Raw genomic sequence first — 21256 nt, forward strand, 5'->3', positions numbered from 1 at the left:
CAGCACGAAGGCCGCCTTGCGGCGGCCTTCGTGTGAAGCTTGCAGGCAAATCGATTCGCTACGATTTTCTACGCGTCGATGTCGACCAGCTTGTGGCTGATGGCAAAGAGCGCGAGCTCCAGGCGCGTGCTGACGCCGGTCTTGTCGAAGACGTTGGAGAGGTGGCGCTTCACGGTCTCTTCCGAGATGGTGAACTGCTTGGCGATGTCCTTGTTGGAGCAGCCTTCGACGATGCAGGTGACGACTTCGAGCTCGCGGGGAGTGAGGCCGTAGGTCTTGCGCTCGGGGACGGCGGCGGCCTGCTGCATGAGGTCGTGCAGGGCGGCGAGGAGATTCGCGACGCGCTGGCCGCCGATCCAGTAGTCGCCGGAAAGTACTGCCTTCAGCGATTCCGTCAGGTCGTCGGCGACGGAGTCCTTGAGGACGATGCCGCGAGCGCCGATCTGCAGGGCTTCGATGATCTGCTGGGTGCTGATGGTGCTGGTGAGCAGGATGATCTTGACGCGCGGCGAGCGCGACATGATGGCGCGCATGGCTTCGAGGCCAGGGAGGCGCGGCATGGCGAGATCCAGCAGAAGGATGTCGGGCTCGAGCTCGAGCGTCTGCGTGATGGCGACGTCGCCGTCTTCCGCCTCGCCCACTACCTCGAAGCCAGGCTCGCTCTGCAGCATGTTCTTCACGCCGAAGCGCACCACCGGATGATCGTCCGCGACGACAATACGGATGGTGCCGGAGTTGCGCATCATGGGAGGTGTGGAGCTTGCGGAGCTGCCTTGCGTTGCGGGCTTGCGGATGTCTGTCGCCATTCTCGAGCGCTCTCCGGACGTGGAAACGGCCGCTAAGTCAGGCCAATCTCACGTTCAGCATACGCCGCAGCCGAGCACAGGCCTGCAGGAAATCCTCCTGCGCAGGGGTGCTTTCTGGGGCACCCCCTTCGGCCTGCGATGCAAGTTCGCGGAGCTCGACGGCCCCGACCATACCGCAACCGCCTTTGATGGCATGGGCTTCGCGGCGATATTGCTCATAGTCGCCGACAGCGATGGCAGCCCCCATGCGCTCCACCCGCTGCTTCACATCCTGCACCGTCATCGCGTAGAGCTCGAGCAGTTGCGAGGCCGGAAGAGTAGCCGAGAGCGTGGCGAAGATGGCCGAATCGAGCGGGGGCGGGGCGCCCTCACCGGCAGCTTCGGCTTCGAGCGATTCAGGGTCGGACGCGGTTTCCCTGGCTCCGGCGGACATCTTCTGCCGCACATCCGCGACCACGGCCGTCAGGTCGCCGAGCTGAAAGGGCTTGAGCAGGAAGGCGTCGAAGGCCGGGATATCCTGCGGGGCCATCGGCGTGGCGCTCATGGCGACCAGCAGGGTGGAGGGAGCGCGCGCCGCCAGCAGGCGGGAACCGAGCTCGTCCGCACGGAGGTCGGGGAGGTGCAGATCGCAGAGCACCACATCGATGTCCTCGGGGGCGCGCTGCAGCAGTGCGACGCCGTCGAGGCCGTTCTCGGCCGAGGTCACGGCGTGGCCCTCGATGGGGAGCAGAGCTTCGAGCAGCTCGCGCACCACCATGTCGTCTTCAATGACGAGGACGCGGAGCGACGCAATCTCAGTGTCCAGTGGCATGGTCATCAGCGTATAAGATGCGGGGCCGCGCCGAAGCCGCCGGAAAGGATCGGGTGGGGTACTTTTGTACGCTTCTGGAACGGCGGGCGCGGGGGCCGGGAAATGCTCTAAAGTGGGCTGATGGCCGACCTTGAAGCACGGCGCCGACGCGCACGGCACCGACGCGCGCAGCTTCGAGGGGTACAGCCTCGATGCTGGGGGAACGCATGAGGCTGGCCCTCATGCTGGCTGCACTCCTTGCGTGGCAGGTGTCCGAAGATGGGACATCTCCTGCACCAGAAGCGGTGCATCTGCGCTACGAGCGCGCGGTTGTGCTGCCCACGGGTGCGCAGGGACAGGCCTGCGCGGTGCTCGACGCCACGGTGTATGCGCATGCCGCCGAGGCTTCCGTGCGCGACCTCCGCCTCTTCGCCGCCACCGGCGACGGCCACGAGCGCGAGGTTCCCTACGCCATGAGCGAGAGCGACACCCAGCCGGGCGAGGTGGCCGAAGCGAGCCTCGGGAACATCACGGCACACGGCAGCGACCTGAGCTTCGACCTGGCGATGCCTCCGCGGGCATATTCCGCCGTGGAGCTGAAGCTGGATGCGCCGGAGTTTGTCGGCGTGGCGCATGTGACGGGACTGCGCGAGGCTGCGGGAAGCCCGGTCCCGCTGGGCAGCTTCCTGGTCTTCGACCTGACGCAGCAGCATCTGGCGCGGTCGACGACGCTGGCGCTCGCAGAGACGAACTACCCCCTGCTGCGTGTCTCGCTGCACCTGATGGGGCCGGGCGGCCATGCGCTGCCGCGAGTAAGCGCGGCGATGATCGCGGGGGCCAGCGTGCCTCCCAGTCGCGAGGCGCAGGTGCTGTATACGACGGTGGCAAAGTCGACCGCCATGAGCCGGCAGGGGCAGGACACGGTGATGCAGTTCCCTGCGGTCGCGGAGCATGTTCCGGTGGAGCGGGTGCGGTTTGTGCTGCAGCCGGGAGCCCGCACCAGCTTTCTCCGCGAGGTGACGCTGACGGCGACGCCGCTGGACACGAAGGGTGAATCAGGCGCCGGGGAGAGCATGAAGGGCGCCATCGCCGTGATGGATCGGCCGGGCGTGGCGGATGCCCCGGCGATCCACTATGAGTCGCTGGCGTTTCCGGCCACGCTGGGCTCGACGCTCGGCTCCGCGGCGAGCGTGGAGGTTCGGGTGCATGACGGCGCGGGACCCCCGCCGCCGATCGTCGGGGCGGTGCTGGAGATGCGACGCCGGAGCCTGTGCTTCGACGCTGCACCCAGTGCGAGCTACACACTGCGTTACGGGGATGCTTCGCTCGCAGCCGCAAGCTCTGAATATGCGCGGAGCTTTGCACCGGCCACGCACATGCTGCAAGCGCAGCTCGGGCCGGAGCAGATGAACCCGGCCTTCGTGCCGCGCATGGCCTCGCGGCCCTATGCGAGCGAGCATCCGGAGGCGATCTCAGTGGGGCTGCTGGTTCTGATCGCGGTGGCGGGACTTGCAGGGCTTGAGAGCGTCAAACGCCAGAGGGATCGGTAAGGGATGTTCGAAGAAACAGGATGGAAGCCGCGCCGGGGTGCGCGTGTTGTGCGGGGGCTGGCCTGGCTGATGGTGAGCGCTGGAGGCGTCGCGATGGGAGCCCAGACGCTTCCGGCTCGTGTGGAGAGCGATCCAATGCTGAAGGCTGCGCGGCAGCAGCTGGCGCAGAAACACTTTGCGGAGGCTAAGAGGCAGTTTGGGGAGTTCCTCGCCAGGCATCCGGAGAGCATGGAGGCGCAGCTGGGCAAGGCCGACGCCGAGCTGGGCCTGCATGAGTACGACGATGCGGAGATCCTGTATCGCGGCATCGTAGCGAAGCACCCGCAGATGTGGCTGGCGCACAAGAACCTGGTCGTCGTGGAAGCTGCGCTCGGCCGGTGGGAGGAGTTCGACCGCGAGCGCGCGATTCTACACGACGCGCGCGGGCGCGGCGCGGAGGGCATCTCGGCGCGCGAGAGCGATGTGATCGACAGCCTGAACGCCGGGGGACAGCACTGGATCGTGCGTGCCTACGATGAGCCCTCCGGGCGGTCGCTGACGCGGTACAACTTCGAACGGTTCTCGCCCGAAGGCCGAGTGGAGGCGTTTCTTTCGCTGGAGTCGGCTTCCGCTGCGGCTGCGATGCTGGAGCATCCTGCGGGGGATGGCACTCAACTAACAGGTGCGAGTGCGGCCATCCGCGACTTCGCATTGAACTGGTACACGGGGCGGGCGCATGGCATCGTGCGCAGCTACGGGGACGCGGAGCCCACGTACGAGGTGGTGCGCGCAGACGCTCTGCGGTGGATTCGCACGCAGGGAGCGACATCGCGCGAGAAGACCAGGCAAACGAAGTAGCGCAACGCGCGTCCTCCGGCGATTGCCGTAGACTGGCCGACGTATGCAGACAGGGATGTGGACGCGACGGCAGTTTGTTCTGGGCTCGGCGACGGCAGCGGCGGCGATGAGCGGGATCGCCCGCGGGCTACCCCCGGCGGGCGAGCCGCGGTGGGTCTTTCTCGGCACGGATAAAGGTGAGGGGATCTACCGCGCGAGCTGGAATGCCGCGACGGGGGAACTCGGCGCGATCCAGCTGGCGGCCAAGTCCGACCGGCCGAACTTCTTCGTCCGTCACCCGCGCCTGCCGGTGCTGTACGCGGTGAATGAGGCTCCCAGCCCGGTGGGCGGGGTCGCGAGCTTCCGGATCGATGCGGCGAAGGGCGCGCTGACGCCGCTGAACAAGGTGGACACGCACGCGACCAGCCCGTGTGCGCTGGGCATCGACCGCGAAGGCCGGCAGCTGTTCGTAGCGGACTACGGCGGCGGGGCGTTCTCGGCGTATCACCTGGAGGCAGGCGGCGCAATTGGAGCACTGGGCGGGAGTCTAGTATGCAAGGACAACGCGGCCTGCGGCACGGTCGGCCCAAACAAGGACCGGCAGGACGCTGCCCACCTGCACTGCGCGGTCGTTGCTCCGGGGAACGACTTCGTGCTGGTCTGCGACCTGGGGGAGGACGCGATCGAGGTCTTCCCGCTGCACCCATCCGGCGCGGCAATTACAGGGACGCCACAGCGTGTGCCGGCGCGGGCCGGATCGGGCCCGCGGCACATCGCGTTCCATCCTTCGGGCAAGTGGTTTTACTGCATTCACGAGCTGGATTGCACGATCGACATCTACGATTGGAAGGCAGGCTCCGCGACGTTGCGGGCGGGCAGCACCGTCTCCACGCTGAAACCCGGAACGGGACTGGCTGGCAACACCGGATCGGAGATTCAGGTCAGCCGCGACGGCCACTTCGTTTACGCTTGCTCGCGCGGGGTGAATGAGATTACCGTCTATGGCGTCGGGAGGGAGGGTTCGCTCATTGACCTGCAGCGGGTGAGCTCCGGCGGCAGGATCCCACGCTACTTCGCACTGGACCCCAGCGAACGCTGGCTGGCCTGCACCAACCAGGGTGCTGCTGACACCGGCTCCGGCGCGACGGTTGCAATCTACCGCCGGAATCCGGCCACAGGCAAGCTGAGCGAGACGCCCCGCGTGGTCGAAGCTCCCACACCGATGTTCGTGCTCTGGGTGTAGACTCGCGCTCTGCGCATCCGCATCCTGGGCCTGGCCGGCCCCGTAGCGCCGAAGATGAGGGTACCCCTATGTTTGCGCGCAAGGTCACAGTAGAGTGCCTCAACCCCAACGGGACGGCGACCCCTGTCCCGATCGCATGGATCGACAACTTCGCCATGCGCAACTTCACCAACGACAAGGTATTCGACGACACGCTGCCGGTAGGCGACGGGCGGATGGAAGTCGGCAACAGGGTCCCGCTCGAGCACCTGGAGTGCGCGATCGAAGACTGGTTCCGCAAGAAGGGCTATGTGAAGGTGGGCGAACGAGTCGTGGTTCGCGAAGAGCACGGCGACATCCACAACAACGATCGCTCGCTAACGTAGCAAAACGCCGCGCACCCACAGCTCGCATTCGAGTGGGTCGGGCGCGCCTGCCCGTTGCCACACTTGGCAGACTTCCCTGCGCCACTCGCTATGATGGAAGTATGGCCCGTGACGGGCGGCTTCTGCAGCCACCGCTCCGCCCCCGAAAATCCGAGGTCCGGACCTAAAGTCTCTCCTTTGAATACTTTGCCAAAATAGAGGGGGGGGGGTACTACCGCTGCCGCAACGCCGTGTTGTCCAGCACGAACCGGTACTTCACATCGCCCTTGATGACCCGCTCATAGGCCTCATTCACCTGCTCGTAGGTCGTCATCTCGATGTCCGACACGATGCCTTTCTCCGCGCAGAAATCGAGCATCTCCTGGGTCTCCTTCATGCCGCCAATGCCTGAGCCCGCCAGCGAGCGCCTGTTGGCGACGATGGAGAACGGCGCCACCGACAGCGGCTGATCGGGAATGCCGACCAGGCAGAGCGTGCCGTCCAGCTTGATGAGATTCAGGTACGCATTCATGTCGTGAGGCGCGGAGACGCAGTCGAGGATGAAGTCGAAGCTGCCAGCGTGCTTCGCCATCTGCGCAGGATCCTTGGTGATGACGACTTCATCCGCGCCGAGCTTCTTCGCGTCTTCGACCTTGGACTCGGACGTGGTGAACTGCACGGTGTGCGCCCCGAAGGCGTGCGAGAACTTGAGCCCAAGGTGGCCGAGACCGCCGAGGCCCACGACGCCGACCTTCATCTCCTTGACGTCCTTCTTCGCGCGCTCGAAGAGCCAGTGCCGCAGCGGCGAGTAGGTGGTGATGCCGGCACAGAGGAGCGGCGCAGTGGCGGCCATGTCGACGTGCGGCTGCAGCGTGTGCACGAAGTGCTCGGGCGTGACGATGACGTCGGAGTAGCCGCCATAGGTGAGTTCGCCGGAGCGGAGTTTGGCGTTATAGGTGTCGCGCGGTCCGCCGTCCGAGCAGTAGTTCTCCAGCGACGCCTTGCAGTTCTCGCAGTGCATGCAGCTCTCGACGATGACGCCGACGGCGGCGCGATCGCCGACCTTGAAGCGCGTCACGTCCGAGCCGACGGCGATGACGTGACCGGTGATCTCATGGCCGGGGACCATGGGGAAGATCTGCGCGCCCCACTCGCCGCGGGCCTGGTGGATGTCGGAGTGACAGATACCGCAGTAGTCGATCTGCACGACGACGTCATCGGGCTTGGGGTCGCGGCGCTCAAAGTGCCACGGGGCGATCGAGGAGGTCTTGGACTGGGCGGCGTAGCCGAAGGATTTCATGGGGAGGTTCTCCTGAATGGCTCAGAGCCTGTGACTGAATGTTGGGGACCTGGTCGTTGGATGCTTTGGACGGCTCCCGAGCGGCACAAAAGGCGTCGATGGGTAGGATAGCAACGACGGTTGCGAAGTAAGATTACGCCACGGAGACTCCATGACGCTCGCCCGCACGCAGACCCGCTTTCATCGCATCCGCACGTTGCTGGAGCAGCGCAGGCCTCGCTCGCGCACGCGGGAGATTATCTGGGAGGTTTGCCTCTTCGGGTTCAAGCAGGCGTGGGCGTGCATGTTCGGCGTGCTGATGCTCTCGCTGGTGCTGGCAACGAAGTTCCTCTGGCCGCCGCATGCTCCGCTGGCGCGGTATGACTTCCTCTTTCTCGCGGCGCTGAGCGCGCAGATTCTGCTGCTGGTATTGCGCATGGAGACGGTGCGTGAGGCGAAGGTGATCCTTGTGTTCCACGTGGTGGGCACGATGATGGAGCTGTTCAAGACGCATGTGGGCTCGTGGAGCTATCCGGGAGTCGATTCGGGCACCTGCTTCTTCCATGTGGGCCAGGTGCCGCTGTTCTCGGGCTTCCTGTACGCCAGTGTCGGAAGCTACCTGGCGCGGGCCACGCGCATTCTCGACATGCGCTACGAGCGCTATCCGCGGCAGGTGTGGACGTTCGCGCTGGCGGCGGGGATCTATGCGAACTTCTTCGCGCACCACTTCATCGCGGACTTGCGCTGGGTGCTGTTTGCGGCGGTAGCTGTGGTCTTCGGGCCGACGTGGGTGTACTACAAGCCACACCTGAAGTGGCGCAAGCTGCCGCTGGTGATGGGCTTCGGCCTGGTGGCGTTGTTTATCTTCGCGGCGGAGAACATTGGGACGTTCGCGAGCGCCTGGGTCTATCCCCACCAGAAGCATGGATGGGAGCCGGTGCGGCTGGGGATGTTCGGGAGCTGGCTGCTGCTGATGATCATCAGCTTCGTGCTGGTGACGCTTGCGCACCGGCCGGAGACGCCGCCCGCGGAGGCATTGCTGGCCGAAGAGCAGGCGCCGGTTCCGGTGCCACAGCCGGAGGCCTGAGTGCGGATGTCGCAGGCCAACTCCCGGCTGTTTTCAGGCTCGATGCTGCGGCATGGGCTGCTCTTCGGGTTGGTTGGCGGTGCGCTGGTCGCGGCACTGGGGTGGAGCGAGTATCGGTTCCTGGTGCTGGAACACTCCGTGGAGATCTATGCTGCGGTGATCGCCGCGATCTTCGCGGGCCTGGGGATCTGGCTGGGGCAGCGGCTGACGGCGCAGCGGAAGCCGGTCATCGTGCGCGAGGTTGAAGTGCGAGAGGTGCAGGTTCCTGCCTCACCGGTCTTCGTGGTGGATGAGGCTCGGCGGGAGGAGCTTGCCATCACGCCGCGCGAGATGGAGATCCTGGCGCTGGTGGCCGAGGGGCTGAGCAACCGCGAGATCGCGGAGCGGCTGTTCGTCAGCGAGAACACGGTGAAGACGCACTGCAGCCGGGCGTTCGACAAGCTGGGGGCGAAGCGGCGCACGCAGGCGGTGCAGCGAGGCAAGGAGCTGGGGCTGCTGCCGTAGATCGTCAGCTCCCTCACCCGGAAGGATGATTTCCGCGCGGGAAGTACCGTTCTGCGGCAAAATCATGCGAAAGGATGACGACATCCGGGCCGTTCGCCGCGATGGTGGGAGACATTCCACCCACAGCGCGGGCGGACTTGATAGGCTTGCCGCGCCGCACAGGAGCTTCACCGATGAAGAAGATTGTTCTGACCTATGGCCTGATCTCGGGCGGCGTGATGGCCTGCCTGATGGCGCTCGCGACGGTGTTTGGCAAGCAAATTGGCCAGGGCCATGCGATGTACGTGGGCTACGCCACCATGGTGGCGTCGTTCCTGCTGATCTACTTCGGCATCCGCAGCTATCGCGATACGGTGGGCGGCGGCGAGATTGGCTTTGGCCGCGGTGTGGCCATCGGCGGGCTCATCATGGTCTTCACCTGCGTCTTCTACGTGGCGACGTGGGAGGTGATCTACCACAACTTCATGCCTCACTACCTCGACGACTATGCGGCCTACATGCTGCAGAAGGCGCAAGCCGCAGGAGAGACGGCAGCGCAGATCCAGGCGAAGATGGCGGAGATCGAGAAGATGAAGCGACTCTACGGCAACCCGGTGATGAATGTGCTGATGACATTCCTGGAGCCACTGCCGGTGGGTGTAGTGATGACGCTGGTTTCGGCGGGGATTTTGCGGAGGAAGAAGGGATCGGAGCGCTCAGGCTCGGAGGCTATGGCGTCCTGAGTGGCCGGGAGCCTAACCTACCATTTGCTTGGCGGCTGAGATTCTTCTCACCATCTTCGGCCTAAGAAGCTGCTTTCGCGCGACGAGGCTGCTTTGACGAAGAATCTCGGCGTACCTCTTGCGCACCGAGTCAGTAATTTTCACCTGATCTACCGAGGCTAGGTCAGTGGCTATGTTGATTGCTTCCACATGGAGGTAGGCACCCGACTTGATCTCTGAATCGGGGCCAGAGGAGGCCCTCTTCCACCAACGATTGACAAGTGCCTGGGCAGAATCTGTGGTCTTGCCATAGAACTCGACAAGACAGGACTCCACTGCAAGGCGATAGGCGTCTTGAATCTGGGCCGGTGTCATTCCGTGACCTCCACCGTGCAAGCTTCCTTGTTATTCAGCATATCCTGAGCCGTCTGGGTATGAAAACTGACCTGATCGTAGTCTTCCCATACCTGGCGTTTCGCGGCTTTCCAATAGCCTTTCACGACGGGACCATACGCAACGTCGTAGTAGGTTCCATCAGGGCGATGGGCATTGCCGGACCTGCAATGCCCAACAAAACCCCAGAAGTCTTCTGCGGCAGCGGAACCTCGAACAAAGACGATCGCCTCGAGCCGCGCCAATGCTCGTCGGTCGAGCGTAATTCTGAGCATCGCCGGGGTGCTGGAGCGGTTCCTAGCAACTCTCTTGGACCACGCCCTGGCCGCCGCCTTGGACGTGGTTGTGTAGAACCCACGTCCAAAGTCGGTGGCGTCTCTTCCCTTCGACAGATCGACGCCCCGTCGAACAATGTCTGATGCCGCAGACGAAGTGGTCCCGTGAAACAAAATGATGGATTGATCGATCCAGGAGACTTCCCGAGGTCTCGGGCTAAGGCGTTTGGGACTCATCACATCCGTTCTCTGCTTGACGAGGTTGACCCTACTCTACATCGCCCGTGCCCGTTCGATGGCTCGAACCACCGCGGCCGCTTTGTTGCGGCATTCTTCGTGTTCTTTCTGGGGGACGGAGTCGGCGACGATGCCGGCGCCGGCCTGGATGTGGCCTTCTTCGCCGTCGAGGAATAGGGTGCGGATGGCGATGCAGCTGTCGAGATTGCCTGCGAAGTCGGCGTAGAAGATGGCTCCGCCGTAGACGCCGCGGCGGGCGGGCTCCAGCTCGTCGATGATCTCCATGGCGCGGATTTTGGGCGCGCCGGAGAGGGTGCCGGCGGGGAAGCAGGCCTTGAAGGCGTCGATGGGCGCGAGGTCTTTGCGGAGGGTGCCTTCGAGCGCTGACACCAGGTGCATGACGTGGCTGTAGCGCTCGACGAACATGAGGTCTTTGACCTTTACCGATCCGTATTCGGAGACGCGGCCAACGTCGTTGCGGCCGAGATCAACGAGCATGACGTGCTCGGCGATCTCCTTGGCGTCGGCGCGGAGCGAGGCTTCAAGCTCGCGATCGAGGATCTCGTCGGCGCCGCGCGGGCGCGTGCCGGCGATGGGGCGGTACTCGATGCGACTGTTGGAGACGCGGACGAGCATCTCGGGCGAACTCCCCACGATGTGGAGAGAGGGTCCAGGGCCAAGGGCCAAGGGTCCAGACTGCTTCTTGCCGCGAATGGCTTTCTGGGCCCTGGAACCTGGGGCCTGTACCCTTGCGCTGGCTCCGATCTTAGGAGCCGTCCCCGGGACATGGAAGCGCAGGAAATACAGATACGGGCTGGGATTGACGATGCGGAGCGAGCGGTAGATGTCGAAGGCCTCGACGCCAGGGGTGCAGTCGAAGCGCTGGGAGAGGACGCACTGGAAGATGTCGCCGGCGGTGATGTAGTCCTTGGTCTTCTCGACGGCCTTGAGGAACTGTGCGGGCTTGGTACGGGCGGTGAGCTTGAGCGCGGACGGCTTACCCGCGCTGCGCGGGCGTTTGCGCTGGGGAAGCGCGGCTGCGAGCAACTTCTCCAGGCGATCGAGGCGGCGGTTGGCGGAGGCGTAGTCCTTGGCGGTGATCTTCCCCGGCTTCGAGGTCCCCTCGGTGCCAGGCAGCTCGAACGGCTTGCGGGCGCCGGCGGTGACCATGAGGTGGATCTGCTTGCGGACGTGGTCGAAGGCCAGGACCTCGTCGAAGAACATGAGGTGGGCGTCGGGAGCGTGGAGCTCGTCGACGGCGTGGGTAGGCAGCTTCTCGATGAGGCGGACGACGTCGTAGGAGAAGAAGCCGACGGCTCCGGCGGTGAACGGCGGCAGACCGGGCAGGCGTGCGGGGGTCTCGCCGCTGAGCGCGCGCTTGAGTTCGGTGAAGATGTCCGCCTGGTAGGTCTTCTTGCGTCGGCCTTCGGTGAGGGTCAGCTCGTGGCCGCGAGCCGTGAGGGTGCGGTAGGGACGGATGCCGATGAAGGTGTAGCGGCCGACGTGCTCGCCGCCCTCGACGGACTCCAGCAGGAAGGCTTCGGGCTCTTCCGATGCGACCTTCAGGTAGGCGGAGACGGGGGTCTCGAGATCGGCCGCGACGGTGCGGCTGACAGGGACGAGCGTGTGCGTACGGGCCAGCTTCTGGAAGTCGCGGAGGCTGGGGGTTGTGAGGCTGCGCGGCATGACAACATGATACGGCGCTGCGCGTTAGCCGGCTGCGCCGGGTAGCCGCTTCGCGGGTAGCGGCTTTGCCGGTAGTGCCGCGCAGCTGCTGACGCACAGCACTAACGGCGTCAGCCGCTAACGGGCGGAGCCCACTCTCTCCCACGAAAGATCCTTCCCGAAAGCACTCATCTCGCGCTGTGGTGTGCCGATAACAGAACACGGTCTGGTTGCTTGCGGTCTTTTGCCGGGCGTAGACTCGCGCGGTTTGGCCGGAGACCGGACCGGCCATAGCAAGCGCTCCTAACGAGCGATTGTGTGATTCCGCAGACCTTCAGCAGCGTCTAATCGAGCTGAGGCGAAGGAGGGTCGACGATGGCCGGAGAGACGTTGATTCCCGAAGGGCCGGCGCTGACCGCGATGCCGACTCTCGGCCGCAACCCGCCGCACAGTACGACGGAGAGCCGTGCCAACGACGCGGCCGGCAACACCCCTGCAACGCAAATCGGCGACCCTGCAGGGACGAAGGAAACCTTGATGAAGCTTGCAACAGATGCCGTACCCGCCTTGTCCACCCTCACGCTGGAGCAGGAAACCAACCCCTGGGAAGCGCAGTCGCTGCGCTTCGACGAAGCCGCGCGCCGCCTGAACCTTGACGCAGGAATCTGGAAGGTTCTGCGCTACCCCAACCGCGAGATCATCGTGCACATTCCGGTGGGCATGGATGATGGATCGATTGAGGTCTTTACCGGTTACCGCGTGCAGCACTCCTCGTCCCGCGGGCCGTGCAAAGGCGGCATCCGCTACGCTCCCGACGTGAGCCTGGATGAGGTGCGCGCGCTAGCCAGCTGGATGACCTGGAAGTGCGCCGTAGTGAACATTCCCTTTGGCGGAGCCAAGGGCGGCGTAATCTGCGACCCGAAGAAGATGAGCCAGGGCGAGCTGGAGCGGATGACGCGCCGCTACACTGCCGAGTTGATCGAGTTCCTCGGGCCAGAGAAGGACGTTCCGGCGCCGGACATGGGCACCAACGAGCAAACCATGGCGTGGATCATGGACACCTACTCCATGCACATGCGCCAAACAGTGACCAGCGTGGTGACGGGCAAGCCCGTGAGTCTGGGGGGTTCGCGCGGGCGCAAGGAAGCGACCGGGCGCGGCGTGAGCGTGGTGACGGACGAGGCGCTGAAGTACCTGAACCTGCGGCCGGAGGATACCAAGGTCGTCGTGCAGGGCTTCGGCAATGTAGGTTCCAACACAGCCTACTTCCTCTGGAAGAAGGGCTACAAGGTGGTCGGCATCTCGGAGTGGGATGGTGGGCTGTACAACGCCAATGGGCTCGACATCAGCGAGCTGATGGAATACCGCGCGAAGACGGGAACGATTCACGGCTTCAAGGAAGGCGAAGCGGCTGATAAGGATGAGCTGTTGCTGAGCGCTGTCGATGTGCTGATCCCGGCAGCGACCGAGAACGTGATCACCAGCAAGAATGCCGAGAAGGTCCGCTGCCGCATTCTGGTCGAGGGCGCGAACGGACCGACGACGCCTATCGCGGACGAGATCCTGGCGGACAAGGGAATCTTCGTGGTGCCGGATATTCTGGCCAACGCGGGCGGAGTGACGACGAGCTACTTCGAGTGGGTGCAGGACCGCATGGGCTACTTCTGGACGGAGAAAGAGGTCAATGAACGGCTGGACCGCATCATGACCGATAGCTTCCAGGATGTGCTGCAGTATGCGATCGCGCACGGCGTGAACAACCGGATTGCGGCGTATATGCTCGCGGTGGATCGCGTGGCATATACGACGAAGCAGCGGGGGTTTTATGCGTAGAGCAGTGAGTAGTGAGTAGTGAGTAGTGAATGGAAGCAAGAAGGCAAAGCAACGGGCGCGACTAAGTCGCGCCCGTTGCTTCTGTCTTTCTCACTATTCACTACTCACTACCCCTACGGCTTTACCACCATCGTCATGGTCTGGCTCTGCGTCTCGGCGTAGGGCGCGGCTGAGGTGGCGGTGACGGTGAAAGTGTAGTTCCCGGGGTAGACGCCGAAGTCCGTACAGCCAGCGGTGCCGCAGCCGTTGAGGAGTGGGAGCGCGACCAGCAGCAGGCCGAAGGAGACGAGCCCCAGCAGCTTCCTGCGGCGGCGAATCGCTACCAGCAGCACGCCAACGCCCGCGAGCATCGGCCATTTTGTGCCGGGTCCCTCGTTGGAGGCTGTGGCAACGCAGTTGTGGGGCGGCTGCGGGATCACGGTCAGCGTGGTCACACCCCCGCCGGCGGGGACGGTGACGGAGCCGAAGGTACAGATGGTCTCCGCACTCTGGCCGGAGCAGGCGAGCTGCACCGGCTCGTTGAAGTTGCCGTTGTCGGTGATGGTGACGGTGATGGGCGCAGCCTGCCCGATGATCAGGTTGAGAGCCGTCGGATTCACGGTAAGCGTGAAGGTGTTGGGCTGGACGACTTCAGGGAGCACAGCGGAGGTGCTCGTGTTGTTCGCTGTGTCGCCTGAGTACACGGCGGTGACGTTGTGGGTGCCTACAGCCAGCGTCGAGATCGAGAGCGTGGCGGTCTGCGCGCCGTTCAACGCTGAGGTTCCGAGCAGCATCGTGCCGTCATAGAAGCTTACGGTGCCTGTGGGCAAGGGGTTCGAAAGACCTGCGGGCACCGCCACCGTGAAGGCGAGTTGCGAGACCGTCGCGGAGAACATGATGTTCAAACCCTGGTAGGCAGGGTTTGCGGAAGAGATAAGGACGGTGCTTGTGGCCGAAATCGGAAGTGTGACCACCTGGGTTGTCGCTACGCTGACCGACGCGGTGAAGTTAGTCGTCAACCCATAGGACGCGGTGATGGTGTGGGTCCCGACGCCAAGTGTAGATGTCGTGAGGGTCGCCACACCGGAGCTGTTGAGGGTTCCGGTGCCGATCGGACTTCCATTGTCGAGGAAGGTGACGGTACCCACCGGTGTGGGGCGGGAGACATCGGTAAAGGGAGCTGTATTGGACACCGTCGTCGAGAACGTCACCTGATTTCCGTAGATCGAGGGAGAGCCGGAGGACGCTAGCGACGTGGCCGTGGGATCGGGGAGGATCGTCTCGGGATAGACAGGAGACTGCGAGGCGAGATAATCGGTGTCGCCGGAGTAGAAGGCCTGGACGGTGTGGTTGCCCGCATTCTGCCCCTCGAATCCCCCATTCGGGCACATCACCTGCGAGCCGCCATTCTGCAACGTGCACACGGTGACGCCGTCAACTGAAACCGACAGGGTTCCGTCGCCCGTGCCGCCAGGAGCTGTGGTGCTCACGAGGGCGTTGACGCCGTTGGTATAGCCGATGATCTGGCCGTAGTAGATGGGCGTCTGCACGCCAGGCTGGCCGTTAGTCGTGATGGTCGTTGTCGAGGGCGCCTGGATCACGATGGTGTCGGAGGTCGTCGGCGAGATGAAGTTGGAGAGGTTGTAGAGCGAGAACTCGAGGAACTTCTCTGCGCCACTGGAGGTGTTGGAACACTCGTTCGGGAAGATAGCGTTGTGCGCGTTTCCCTGCGGCAGGCTGGAGGCGGGCGGCTCGACGTGGTACTCGTTGAAGAGCACGCGACCGCACTGTCCTACGCCGGTGATGCCGCCGTTGCTGAGCGTGCCAGAGATCTGGGCCGTTCCGAGCGCGGCGTTCGCCGCCACGGAGAAGGTGAGGCTCACGGGATCGTTGGCGCCCGGCTGAATGGAGGCTGTCTCCACGCAGGTAAGGGTCGACAGCGTGCAGTTCCATCCGGTGCCGGGATTCAGCCCGGCGAGACCCGTGACCGTGAGCGATGAAGGAACCAGGAGCTGGAGGGTCAAGCCCGGCTTTGAGGCTCCTGAGCCCGCCTGGTCGGTCATCGTGATGGTGACGCTGTCATTGGCATCACCGGGCACGAAGCTGGTCGTGTTCGGATAGGTGGCGTTGTTCTGGAAGCTGAGCAGCACGATAGGCGCGGTGGCCTGCCCCAGAGGCGTGTCCCAGGAGAATTGCATGATGGGAGTGCCGACATAGTCTCCGGGGACGTAGGGGGGATTCAGAGTTCCCCAGGACTGCGTTGACGAGGCGATGCCCGTCTGATCCTGGCGTAGGTTTGGTACGTTCGGAATCTGCCCATAAGTCGACGAGACGCCAATATATTGCAGCCAGTCGGCGAGAACCTTGCCTTCAGGGAAGGTTGGTGAGGTGGTGTCCACCGTAATCGTGCCAGGGCCGTCGGAGTCGCCTTCCGGCTGCAGACTGCTCTCATCGATACGCCAGTTCGCGGCGGTTGCAAAGGTGTTCTGCTTGTTGAGCCAGACATATCCGTAATGGGTTGCGAAAACCCGCCCGCCAGAGTTAGCGTAGCTGGCCAGATTCTGCTGATAGGCCGTGTTGTTGGAGTCGCTGTCGAGGTAGTTTCCCGTGCAGCCGAACATGAGCATGTCGTAGTTGCTCATCGGTGTCTGGTTGGAGAGCAGGTTGGCCTCGGTGTATGCCGAGGTCGAGGAAATCTTCGCGCCACCGCCACTGCCCTGCGTCGAGTTGGTCTGGGCGGCGCCGTCGCTCGTAAACAGATTGATGTGGCCCGAGCCTCCTACATCGGTGAACTCCGACGGGTGAATGCCCATGGTAAGCAGCACGCACTCTACAGCATCGGCACTACCCGTCACGACGGCGATCTGTGGGAGATCGGCGTTCGGGCCCGCCGCGGCCGGCATCGTCAGCGTGAGCGGGCCATTGGCCTGGCCACCGGTGATTGGCGTGCCGGGGTACTGCTGCCGCCATTTGCCAGCCTGCGCCACGATGTTCACGGAGGCGCTGCCAAGCGCGGTCAGCAAAACGGACTGCAGGGTGAAGTTGCCCTTGGAGTCCGAAACAGCCTCAGCGATCGGATTGCCGCTGACGATTGCGTTCTGGTTCGCGCAGTCCGATCCAGGGCCCGAGGTGAACGGCTGCACAGCAACGCCTGGAGCGGCGACGTAGACGAGGATGTTGGGAAGCGGATCGGTTCCGTTGGGTGCGTAGACCGTACCGGTGATGGTGGTCTGGGCAGCTCCATGCGCGATCCCAAAGCAAACAAGGAGGCCGACGGCAAGGAGCTTCCAAAGAGCGGCAGGCACAATGGCAACACGGCGGAGCGACATGGCAGTCCTGATTGGCCCTTGTAATGGTTGCGACGGTCTGTGGGAACGATACGGTTCAGGCCGGTCAAAGTAAAGTGATCTGCGCTACAGCGCAGCGGCACGCGGCGTGTGGCAGAATGGCAGGTAGCGACCATGGCCCTTACCGGGCCGCAACGCCGGTCCCCGGGCATCGGGTACGCCGGACGTCGAGGCGGCCCCGGGCGCGCCGAGGCGTGTACCCAGCCGACGTGAACCTGCCAAACTCCATTACGCTGAGCCGTATTGCCACAGTCCCCGTTCTCATCTGGGTGCTGAGCCCGAAGTTTCCGGTGCATGGTGTCCACGGCGAGCAGGAGATCCTGGCCTCTGCCATCTTTATCCTGGCCTCGATCACCGACGGCCTGGACGGCTACCTGGCGCGCAAACGAGGACAGATCACGACGCTGGGGATGCTGCTGGATCCTCTGGCGGACAAGCTGATGGTGAGTACGGCATTCATCCTGCTGGTGGCGTATACGCCGGAGATCATGAAGCCGTGGATCGTGGTGCTGGTGATCGGGCGCGAGTTCCTGGTGAGCGGCCTGCGGTCGATTGCGACGAACGAGGGCTTCACGATCGCCGCGAGCGATGTGGGCAAGCTGAAGACCGTGGTGCAGATCGTTGCGGTGGTCGCGTGCATCCTGAGCCACCATTGGGATCACTGGCAGATGGGGTGGTATCCCTTCCCAGTAGCCTTCACGGCGATCATGGCCACGTACTGGATGACTGCGGTCTCGGTGATCTCGGGTGCGGACTACTTTATTGGGTTCTGGAACAAGATTGACCACGCCAGCGACAACAGCCGCAAGCGCCGGAGTCTGGTGCTGAGCCGGAAAAAGGCTGCTGTGGTTGCGGAAAAGGCCGAGCAGAAGGCATGACTGCGCTCGACCATGACAACCTGCTGAAAAAGTAAAAGCTCCAGCCTGAGGCCGGAGCTTTTGCTATCCATGCGGCAGCTCGCGACTATGCGTGCGAGCGGCTTTGTTCGCGGTGAACGAAGTGATATGGCGGCCAGGGGCCGGAGAGCTGCATCGCGCAGTCCTTCAATTCCTTGGTCGCGGTGGAGTACTTGTTCTGGTAGCGCTCGACCGTCTTCTTATCGACGAGGTGAGCGATGTCGAGCAGCATCTTGCCCGACTCCATGCGCTTGCAGGTGATCTCCTCCGCGAGCGGGAGGAACATGCGGTGCATCTGCAGGCTCAGGGCGCGGGCACGGGACTGGCGCTCGCGCTGATGTCCAGCGGACTCGCGCAGGTGGGAGAGATATTCCTGTCCGGCGGCGCCGGTGACGCGCTGTCCCTTGGATTCGGGGCAGATATCGTCGACGACGACCTTCAGGTGCATCTCCGCCTTGCCGCGCAGGCGTTCGACGTTGGCCATAAAGTGACGCTGGTTGGAACGGACCGAACGGCGCAGGGCGTCGTCGTCCTCAAAGCAGGTACCGAAGCGGAAAGGCAGGACGGTTGACTTCGAGAAGCAGCTGGAGATCACGCGGGCGTGATCCCGGGCCGCCGACTGGCCTTGTGGGCCGGAAAGCCGGGCGGTGTCCTCAGGCTGGTGCTCCGAGACGATGACGGCGAGGTCCGCCGCAGGAAAGAAGAAGGTCTGGTTTCCAAAAAGCCCGGTCAGCCCCTCCAGAGGCATCGGGCGGCGATGACGAGCTAATTCGGGATAGGCGTTCCGTTCTGTGATGCAGTAGGCATACCATGCCATGACTTGGTTCGCTCCTGGTCGCCGAGAGGTGATCCCTCTTCGGCCTTTCGTCGTCCAGCTACTTGTGTTTGAACGCACTGCCTCCATCTGGCGCGTGCCCTTTTTGAAGTGCACTGTACCGATAGCGAGACGGATAGTATGCCGCGCGAATAACGGTTGGCAAGCAGGAAGTGTGCGAATCGCGTGTGTTATCTCCGGCATCGCGCGGGGGCGCTTCTGACCGCATTCCTAACTGTCAAAACCCGGCGCAACGCAGTAATCCTGATAAACTGAGGCGATGTCCGGGCGGTGGGCCCCGACGAATCTTCCCTGATCCGTCAGGGGTTCTGGACGAAGGATTCACGAGTGGATAACGCAACGAAACAGCAGCTTAAGCAGCCGGACAAGTTTGTCAGCCTGACCGAGAACAGCATCGACTGGGCGAAGCACAACCGCTCCACGGCCATTACCCGCGGGCTCATCATCGCCGGCGTGTTGGTGTTGCTGGTGGCCGGTTGGTCGTTTTACCAGCACCGCTCGACGGCGGCTTCGACCGCTCTGGGCGCGGCGATCCAGACCTACCAGACGCCGGTGACGACTCCTGGGCAGGAGCTGCCTCCGGGGATGAAGACCTTCCCGACGCTGAAGGATCGCGCCGCTGCCGCGAACGCACAGTTCAAGAGCGTTGCCGACCAATACGGCATGACGCCGGCCGGGCGCCTGGCCGGGTACTTCGCGGGCCTCACCTATATGGAGGAGGGCCAGAACGGATCGGCCGAGACGGCGTTGAAGGCGTCGGCCTCGAGCTGGGATTCGGGCGTGGCCGCATTGAGCAAGCTCGCGCTGGCGCAGCTGTATCAGCAGACCGGCCGCGACTCCGAGGCGGTGAAGCTATATGGCGAGCTGACCAAGACCAACGCTGCCACTGTTCCCTCAGGCCTGGCGCAGATCCAGCTCGCCGAGCTGTACCAGGCGGAAGGCAAGCCGGAGCAGGCACGCCAGATCTTCGCGCAGCTGAAGGACAAGGATAAGGATTCCAAGGGGAACCCGGGCGTAGCCGCTGAGTTCGCGACGCAGAAGCTGAACCCGCAGGGCACCGGAGCTCCCGGACTGCAATAAGCGTAGTTGCGGCTGACGCCGCGAAGAGACAAAGCGATCGACAAATGCCGCCCAGCTTGGGCGGCCTTGTTGCGTTCCGACTGCACGAAGACGAGGAGCCGAATCTAGTCGCCGGGCCTGTCTTCGTCGGTGAAGTGGTCTGCGGTGGAGAGCGGGCTGACATGCGAGCGGAGGCGATCGGCGAGGGCTGCGGGCGTTCGGAGGTCTGCGACCGTCGTCCAGTTGTCCTTGCGTTTGTTCGGGTCGCGAGGAGGAGCGACCCAGCGCGGGAGATCCAGGCCGAGGAAGTAGGCCATGGCGCAGGTCGAGGGCTCGTAGAGCCTGCGGATGGCCAGGAGGCGAGCGTGGGCTTCCATGTCGCCGCAGAGCGAAAACCCGGCGGAGCCGAGCGCATTGCATAGCCGCGCGAACTCCTCGTCGGCGAGCCTGTCCATGGGCTTCTGTGAGAAGCCGGCTTCCATGGACTCCTGCCGGAAGACATGCACGATATCCACCAGTACGTGCCGACCGACGGCGAAGGTGAGCTGGGCCTGCCGGGTCGCGGGGCCTTCGACGGTGGTGATGAGCAGAGCGCAGGCGTCGAGGATGGCGGTGAGGGCCGCGAGCCAACTTTGGTTGTCGTGCTGCGAGCGGTAGTAGCAGAGCAGAGGGTAGGAGATGTGGGTTTCGAGGAGCGTGGCGCACCAGCGCTCCCACTCGGCCAGCAGTTCGATCAGCGCAGCGTTGCCGCCGGTGAAGCTGTGGCGCACGAGCAGCTCGGCGGCGGTGGGAGGGGAGCCAGCACGAGCGTCGAGGAGAGCGACGGCGATCTCGCGCTGGCTGAACGCGGTATAGAGCACCGGGACATAGCCAATGACCAGGGCGACAAAGCCCAGGCCCGTGCCAGCCTCGGCCACCACCAGCGCTCGCGCAAGGTGGGTCGAGGGGACCACGTCGCCGAGGCCAAGCGTGAAGATGGTGGATCCGCTGACATACATCGCCGTACGAAGCTGCGTCAGAGAGCCGGCCAGATTGGCTGGGTCATGAAACGGAGTATGCAGGCCGAAGAAGATCAGGCCATATCCTCCGGCCAGGAGCGCGGCCCAAAGGACAAACAACAGCAGCAGGGAGAGTGGGCCATAGAAGCTGTACCACTGGTCGCGAGCCTTGGGTGTGCGGATCGTGCGGGCTACGGCGCGCCAGGGGGTCCAGGTGGCAAGAAAGAACAGGCGCGTGATGCGGAACCGGCCCACCGGACGCCGCGGCAGGATGATCGTCTGGAAGGCGTCCAGCAGGGCGAGAGTAAGGATGAGACCACCCAGAATGAGCGCAAACTTATGCATACTGTTGACCTTCAGTCTCCCGCCGCCCCAATTTGATCCTGCGAATACGTCTGTACCGTGAAAACCTACGCACCGGCTGGCATTGGCTTGCGGTCTGATCTAGTGTGGGTTGAACTCAGGCCATTTACCAGCGTCAGAAGAGGGATTTTTTACCGGGCGTTCGAGTCGAAACGCCGCAATCAGGGTCTATTGGGGTAATGACTCTGACCATTGCCGAGACTGTCGTGATGGGCAGGCTTTCTCCCGACAAGATCACGCCCCATTCAGCCGGAAT

Annotated in this window: 19 protein-coding genes; 10 read left to right on the top strand and 9 right to left on the bottom strand. The window is 63.8% G+C overall.

Translation table 11 applies throughout. The features are described 5' to 3' along the window. Nucleotides 1-68 precede the first annotated feature (68 nt). Together AC5E6W_RS09905 and AC5E6W_RS09910 are read right to left on the bottom strand one after the other, a co-directional pair. Nucleotides 69-746 (bottom strand): response regulator, encoded by a 678-nt coding sequence (locus AC5E6W_RS09905; protein ID WP_491752163.1) that lies wholly within the window; start codon nt 744-746, stop codon nt 69-71. Between the two features lie 97 nt (nt 747-843). Next, nucleotides 844-1617, bottom strand: a complete 774-nt coding sequence (locus tag AC5E6W_RS09910; protein ID WP_491752127.1) for an Hpt domain-containing response regulator — start codon at nt 1615-1617, stop codon at nt 844-846. A gap of 221 nt (nt 1618-1838) precedes the next feature. On the opposite strand from AC5E6W_RS09910, the gene AC5E6W_RS09915 reads away from it, so the two are divergent. The 4 genes from AC5E6W_RS09915 to AC5E6W_RS09930 all read left to right on the top strand — a co-directional run bounded on the left by AC5E6W_RS09915 (nt 1839) and on the right by AC5E6W_RS09930 (nt 5570). After that, a complete protein-coding gene (locus tag AC5E6W_RS09915) occupies nt 1839-3146 on the top strand; it encodes a hypothetical protein (RefSeq protein ID WP_491752128.1) in 1308 nt (435 codons plus the stop codon). Nucleotides 3147-3149: 3 nt separating this feature from the next. After that, nucleotides 3150-3983, top strand: coding sequence for a tetratricopeptide repeat protein (locus tag AC5E6W_RS09920; protein ID WP_491752129.1), 834 nt, complete (start codon nt 3150-3152; stop codon nt 3981-3983). Nucleotides 3984-4038: 55 nt separating this feature from the next. After that, a complete protein-coding gene (locus tag AC5E6W_RS09925; RefSeq protein WP_491752130.1) occupies nt 4039-5205 on the top strand; it encodes a lactonase family protein in 1167 nt (388 codons plus the stop codon). Between the two features lie 68 nt (nt 5206-5273). After that, entirely contained in the window at nt 5274-5570 is a 297-nt protein-coding gene (locus tag AC5E6W_RS09930; protein ID WP_491752131.1) for a hypothetical protein, read from the top strand. Nucleotides 5571-5781: 211 nt separating this feature from the next. Here the strand turns inward: AC5E6W_RS09930 and AC5E6W_RS09935 are convergent, their stop codons facing one another. Next, a complete protein-coding gene (locus AC5E6W_RS09935) occupies nt 5782-6849 on the bottom strand; it encodes an NAD(P)-dependent alcohol dehydrogenase (RefSeq protein ID WP_491752132.1) in 1068 nt (355 codons plus the stop codon). A 151-nt stretch (nt 6850-7000) separates the two neighbouring features. Here AC5E6W_RS09935 and AC5E6W_RS09940 point away from each other — a divergent pair, with 151 nt between their 5' ends. From AC5E6W_RS09940 to AC5E6W_RS09950, 3 genes are all read left to right on the top strand, one after another. Continuing rightward, nucleotides 7001-7915: a DUF817 domain-containing protein gene (locus AC5E6W_RS09940; protein ID WP_491752133.1), complete on the top strand. Its 915-nt coding sequence runs from the start codon at nt 7001-7003 to the stop codon at nt 7913-7915. A 6-nt stretch (nt 7916-7921) separates the two neighbouring features. After that, nucleotides 7922-8419: a helix-turn-helix transcriptional regulator gene (locus AC5E6W_RS09945; RefSeq protein WP_491752134.1), complete on the top strand. Its 498-nt coding sequence runs from the start codon at nt 7922-7924 to the stop codon at nt 8417-8419. Nucleotides 8420-8592: 173 nt separating this feature from the next. Then, complete coding sequence (locus tag AC5E6W_RS09950; protein WP_491752135.1) at nt 8593-9141, top strand: DUF4199 domain-containing protein; 549 nt, start codon at nt 8593-8595, stop codon at nt 9139-9141. A 12-nt stretch (nt 9142-9153) separates the two neighbouring features. Here the strand turns inward: AC5E6W_RS09950 and AC5E6W_RS09955 are convergent, their stop codons facing one another. The 3 genes from AC5E6W_RS09955 to AC5E6W_RS09965 are packed head-to-tail and all read right to left on the bottom strand — an operon-like array spanning nt 9154 to nt 11711. Further along, nucleotides 9154-9495: a hypothetical protein gene (locus AC5E6W_RS09955; protein ID WP_491752136.1), complete on the bottom strand. Its 342-nt coding sequence runs from the start codon at nt 9493-9495 to the stop codon at nt 9154-9156. After that, nucleotides 9492-10025, bottom strand: coding sequence for a DUF3990 domain-containing protein (locus tag AC5E6W_RS09960; protein WP_491752137.1), 534 nt, complete (start codon nt 10023-10025; stop codon nt 9492-9494). The genes AC5E6W_RS09955 and AC5E6W_RS09960 overlap by 4 nt, the downstream gene beginning before the upstream one ends. 36 nt (nt 10026-10061) lie before the next feature. Further along, nucleotides 10062-11711, bottom strand: a complete 1650-nt coding sequence (locus AC5E6W_RS09965) for an anthranilate synthase component I family protein (RefSeq protein ID WP_491752138.1) — start codon at nt 11709-11711, stop codon at nt 10062-10064. Nucleotides 11712-12227: 516 nt separating this feature from the next. Here AC5E6W_RS09965 and AC5E6W_RS09970 point away from each other — a divergent pair. After that, nucleotides 12228-13523 carry a Glu/Leu/Phe/Val family dehydrogenase gene (locus AC5E6W_RS09970; RefSeq protein ID WP_491752164.1) on the top strand — a complete coding sequence of 432 codons (1296 nt, stop codon included), beginning with the start codon at nt 12228-12230 and terminating at the stop codon, nt 13521-13523. A 113-nt stretch (nt 13524-13636) separates the two neighbouring features. Here the strand turns inward: AC5E6W_RS09970 and AC5E6W_RS09975 are convergent, their stop codons facing one another. After that, nucleotides 13637-16831 (bottom strand): Ig-like domain repeat protein, encoded by a 3195-nt coding sequence (locus AC5E6W_RS09975; RefSeq protein WP_491752139.1) that lies wholly within the window; start codon nt 16829-16831, stop codon nt 13637-13639. 227 nt (nt 16832-17058) lie between these two features. Between AC5E6W_RS09975 and pgsA the strand changes: the two genes are divergently transcribed. Next, nucleotides 17059-17727: a CDP-diacylglycerol--glycerol-3-phosphate 3-phosphatidyltransferase gene (gene pgsA, locus AC5E6W_RS09980; RefSeq protein ID WP_491752165.1), complete on the top strand. Its 669-nt coding sequence runs from the start codon at nt 17059-17061 to the stop codon at nt 17725-17727. Between the two features lie 85 nt (nt 17728-17812). On the opposite strand, the gene AC5E6W_RS09985 is transcribed toward pgsA, so the two are convergent. Continuing rightward, a complete protein-coding gene (locus AC5E6W_RS09985; RefSeq protein WP_491752140.1) occupies nt 17813-18562 on the bottom strand; it encodes a GvpL/GvpF family gas vesicle protein in 750 nt (249 codons plus the stop codon). A 345-nt stretch (nt 18563-18907) separates the two neighbouring features. Here AC5E6W_RS09985 and AC5E6W_RS09990 point away from each other — a divergent pair, with 345 nt between their 5' ends. Beyond that, entirely contained in the window at nt 18908-19660 is a 753-nt protein-coding gene (locus AC5E6W_RS09990) for a tetratricopeptide repeat protein (protein WP_491752141.1), read from the top strand. Between the two features lie 104 nt (nt 19661-19764). Here AC5E6W_RS09990 and AC5E6W_RS09995 read toward each other — a convergent pair whose 3' ends face one another. Then, a complete protein-coding gene (locus AC5E6W_RS09995) occupies nt 19765-20982 on the bottom strand; it encodes a potassium channel family protein (RefSeq protein WP_491752142.1) in 1218 nt (405 codons plus the stop codon). Between the last annotated feature and the right edge of the window lie 274 nt (nt 20983-21256).

The organism is Bryocella sp. (assembly GCF_058498515.1).